Annotated in this window: 3 protein-coding genes; all 3 read left to right on the forward strand. The window is 63.3% G+C overall.

All coding sequences use genetic code 11. From position 1 onward, the window contains the following. Positions 1-543 precede the first annotated feature (543 nt). Positions 544-903 (forward strand): hypothetical protein, encoded by a 360-nt coding sequence (locus tag U9R81_RS08415; protein ID WP_322495036.1) that lies wholly within the window; start codon positions 544-546, stop codon positions 901-903. Positions 904-906: 3 nt separating this feature from the next. Further along, positions 907-2,190 carry a hypothetical protein gene (locus tag U9R81_RS08420; protein WP_322495037.1) on the forward strand — a complete coding sequence of 428 codons (1,284 nt, stop codon included), beginning with the start codon at positions 907-909 and terminating at the stop codon, positions 2,188-2,190. A gap of 76 nt (positions 2,191-2,266) precedes the next feature. Beyond that, positions 2,267-3,448, forward strand: coding sequence for an acetyl-CoA C-acetyltransferase (locus U9R81_RS08425; protein ID WP_322495038.1), 1,182 nt, complete (start codon positions 2,267-2,269; stop codon positions 3,446-3,448). Positions 3,449-3,633: the final 185 nt, after the last annotated feature.

Genomic DNA, 3,633 nt, shown 5'->3' on the forward strand with positions numbered 1-3,633 from the left:
GAGGGGCTGGGGGTGAGGGCCAGCAGCCCGCGCAGCGGGCTTCGTACCCCTAGCCCGGCCCTTCAGGGCCGGGTGCCAGACAGATGTTCTGGCCGCCCTTGAACCCGCGCCAGTGGGAGAGGGGCTGGAGGTGAGGGTGAACCGGCTCATCGCAACGCCATCAACCACAGCTATGCTCATGGGTTCTGAACACCCTTGAACTCTTCATGACTTGGCATTAGTTCTGCACGATCGTTGCTACCGGTAAGACATATATCATCTACTGCCTTTGCCCGCGAAAATAGCCGGCGCGAAAGGCTATCGCGGCCACAACCGTCACGAGGATCAAGACGATGAGGCATTCGACAATGCTAATGCTTGGCATACACTCATTGCGGGGATCAGCATATCATTTCGCGCAATGCAGAGGGGATCGCTGCGAGCACCGTGTGCGCTCTCTATAACAACCTCTTATCATCGCGAAATGATATTCAGCGGCAGTTCCGCCTTGTTCCAGTATACCGTATTTGGCCTCGCTGCCGGTCGTGCTACAATAGCGCCGTTATGGAGCGACTCGTTGCCTTGCACAGCCGGTTACAACTCACCATCACCATCGTGATCGCGGTTGGCGTGCTCTGGGCCTTGGTGGTAGCATGGCGCAATCGTGGCGGGATGCAGCCGCTGAGTGGCATGTTGCAACTGCTGATCATGGCGCAGGCGGCTATTGGCCTTCCCTTGCTGGGGCAGGCCGATCTCGCCCACATGGCGTTACACCTTATCTACGGTGTGGTGGCGGTGGCGCTCATCCCGGCCACCGCGCTGGCGGTGCGTGACCGACCCGTGCGTGTGGTTGGGTTGTCGTATGCCGGCATCTTGTTGATGCTCTTGATTGTGGTGGCGCGGCTCTATGAGACCGGAGGATGAGCATTGTCCGCACGTTTCGATTTCATCATTGTTGGCGACACCGCTGCTGAAGCGGCGCTTGCTGCGCTCTTGGCCAATGACGGCCACGCAGTGCTGCTCGCCGGCGCTGGCGGCTTGCAGCCGGTGGTGCGTTGCGGCAATGTTTGGTACGATACCGTCCCCTTGCAGTGGGCCGGCGTGCGCGATGGGCCGTATGCGCAGATTGCGGCACGTTTAGGGGTCTATCTGCCAGTAGCGCGGCGTGATCCGGCGTGGCGGTTGCATCTGGCGCAGCGGGTGATTGACGTGCCTAGTGATCCGGGTCAGTGGCGCCGGAGCCGGCGCGCGCTCTTTCCGGCCCAAGCCGATGCCGCCGGCCGGTTTTGGCAAGCCCAAGAGACGGCGGCTGCTGCAGCGTTGCGCTTGGCCGAGCGGTTCGATCCGTTGGCCCAACTGCAAGTGTTGCGCCAGCAACGGCTGACAGCCGGTGATATGTTGCGCCGCTACGGTATTGTCGATCCGGCGCTGCGTAACGTTGTGGATACGATCCTTGCAGCCAGCGGTTTGCCGGTGAGCGATCATTGTCTGTGGCCGGCTGGCAGCGTGGCGCTCCTGCCCCCTGCCGAAATCGTGGCCGGCGATGCCGCGATACTCACCCGCCTCTTTACCGATGCCTTGATCCGCGCCGGTGGTGAATGGCGCCCGAAACAGCGGGCCGTAGCTCTGATCACTACGCCGATCCGGGTGGTGGGGGTGCGCTTAGCCGGTGGCGAAGAGGTGCTTGCCCGTGCCATCGTCCTCGGCCCGGCAGCGTGGCGCTTGGCCGCGCGCGCCAGCGCGCGTTCGCCGCTCATCGCGACCGGCTATCTTGCCGTTGAACGCTCGTGCCTGCCCCCTGATACCCCCCTCTACCAGATTGTGGCCGGTTCCGCGCTGCCGGTGACAATCAGTCTCTCCCCGGCTGCTGAAACCGATCCGCACCGGCGGGTGACCGTCGCGATGCGGCTTTCCAGCGCCGAGGCCGCGCAGTTGGCCTCGGCCGCCCCTTCTGAACGGCGCCAGCTCCGGCATTCGTTTGGTGCGGTCTTGCAAGCCGCCATTGCAACTGCATTGCCAAGTCTAGCGAACGTAAAGCTAGCTGGGTTGACGACCGCTCTGCTCCGCGATCCAACCCTCCCGCCGGCCCGCCCGCCGGCAGCGCAAGCCGGTTTGTGGCTGTTGCGACCAGCGTCATGGCTGCCGCCGGGGTACGACAACGGCAGTAGCGTAGTGTCTCTCTACCGGCAATTGCGCGGGTTGGTCGCTTGAAACATTGCCCGCTATAATATCCGGTATCATGACCGGTGGCTGTCACTACCCATTCCTGCACCGTGAGGAACAGTTTATGGACGATGTAGTCATTGTGAGCGCAGCGCGCACGCCGATAGGCCGCTTTAACAGCGCCTACAGCGGCCTCGGTGCCATTGATTTAGGCGCAGCCGCCGTGCGGGCTGCTGTGCAACGGGCCGGGATCGAACCGGCAATGGTCGATGAATGTATTATGGGGTGCGTCGTTACTGCCGGCTTGGGCCAATCGCCGGCCCGGCAAGCAGCGATCCGCGGCGGCTTGCCGGATTCGGTCGGCGGGTTGACGATCAACAAGGTCTGCGGCAGCGGGCTGAAAGCCGTCATGGTTGGCGCTGCCCTGATCAAAGCCGGTGAAGCTGATGTGCTGGTGGCTGGCGGTATGGAGCACATGAGCAGCGGCCCCTACCTGTTGCCGCAGGCGCGGCACGGCTACCGGCTGGGTCACGGCCAAGTGATCGATGCCGTGGTTCACGATGGGTTGTGGTGCGCATTTGAAAACCATCACATGGGCGCTGCCGCCGAATGGATTGCCCGCACCTTTCACGTTACCCGCGAACAGCAAGACGCTTACGCGCTGCAATCGCACCAGCGCGCGATCGCGGCCCAAGACCGCGGCGCCTTTGACGAGGAGATTGTGCCGGTGACGGTGCCGGGGCCGAAAGGGCAGGCTAACGTGGTGACGGTTGATGAAGGGCCGCGGCGCGATACGTCGCTAGCGGCGCTGGCCAAGCTCAAACCGGCCTTTGTCGCTGATGGCACCGTTACTGCTGGCAATGCTCCCGGCATTACCGATGGCGCAGCGGCGGTGGTGTTGATGAGCGCCAGCCGGGCCGCCCAATTGGGCTTGCAACCGCTGGCCCGGATCGGCGCGGCTGCGCAGGCGGCGGTCAAGCCGCTCGAAGTCTTCACCGCACCAGCGTTTGCGATCGAACGGCTGATGAAACGGGCCGGGCGCACGCTCGACGATTACGATCTGTTTGAAATTAATGAAGCGTTTGCGGCCCAAGTCATCGCAAACCTCCGCGCGCTGGCCCTCGACGCTGACCGGGTGAATGTCCATGGCGGCGCGATTGCGCTCGGCCATCCGATTGGCGCGAGCGGTGCGCGGGTGTTGGTGACGCTAATCTCGGCCTTACGCCAACGTGGCGGCAAACGCGGCATTGCTGCGCTGTGCCTTGGTGGTGGTGAAGCCGTCGCGCTGGAAGTGGAAGTGTTCTAAACCCAACCGGAGCGACGTTGCCCGCCAACGTTGCCCCTTCCCCAGAGGGCTAAACGCCAGTATTGGCGGACGCGAGCGCCGCTGGGAGCGGATAGAACATGTGGTTGAGTGTAACCGTTGATCGCTTGGCGATGCTTGAAGGGTCGGTGCTGCGCTCCCCGCTCCCGCGCCAGTGAGAGCGGGTT

Source organism: Chloroflexus sp. (assembly GCF_034435895.1).
In the GTDB taxonomy this organism is placed as follows: Bacteria; Chloroflexota; Chloroflexia; order Chloroflexales; family Chloroflexaceae; genus Chloroflexus.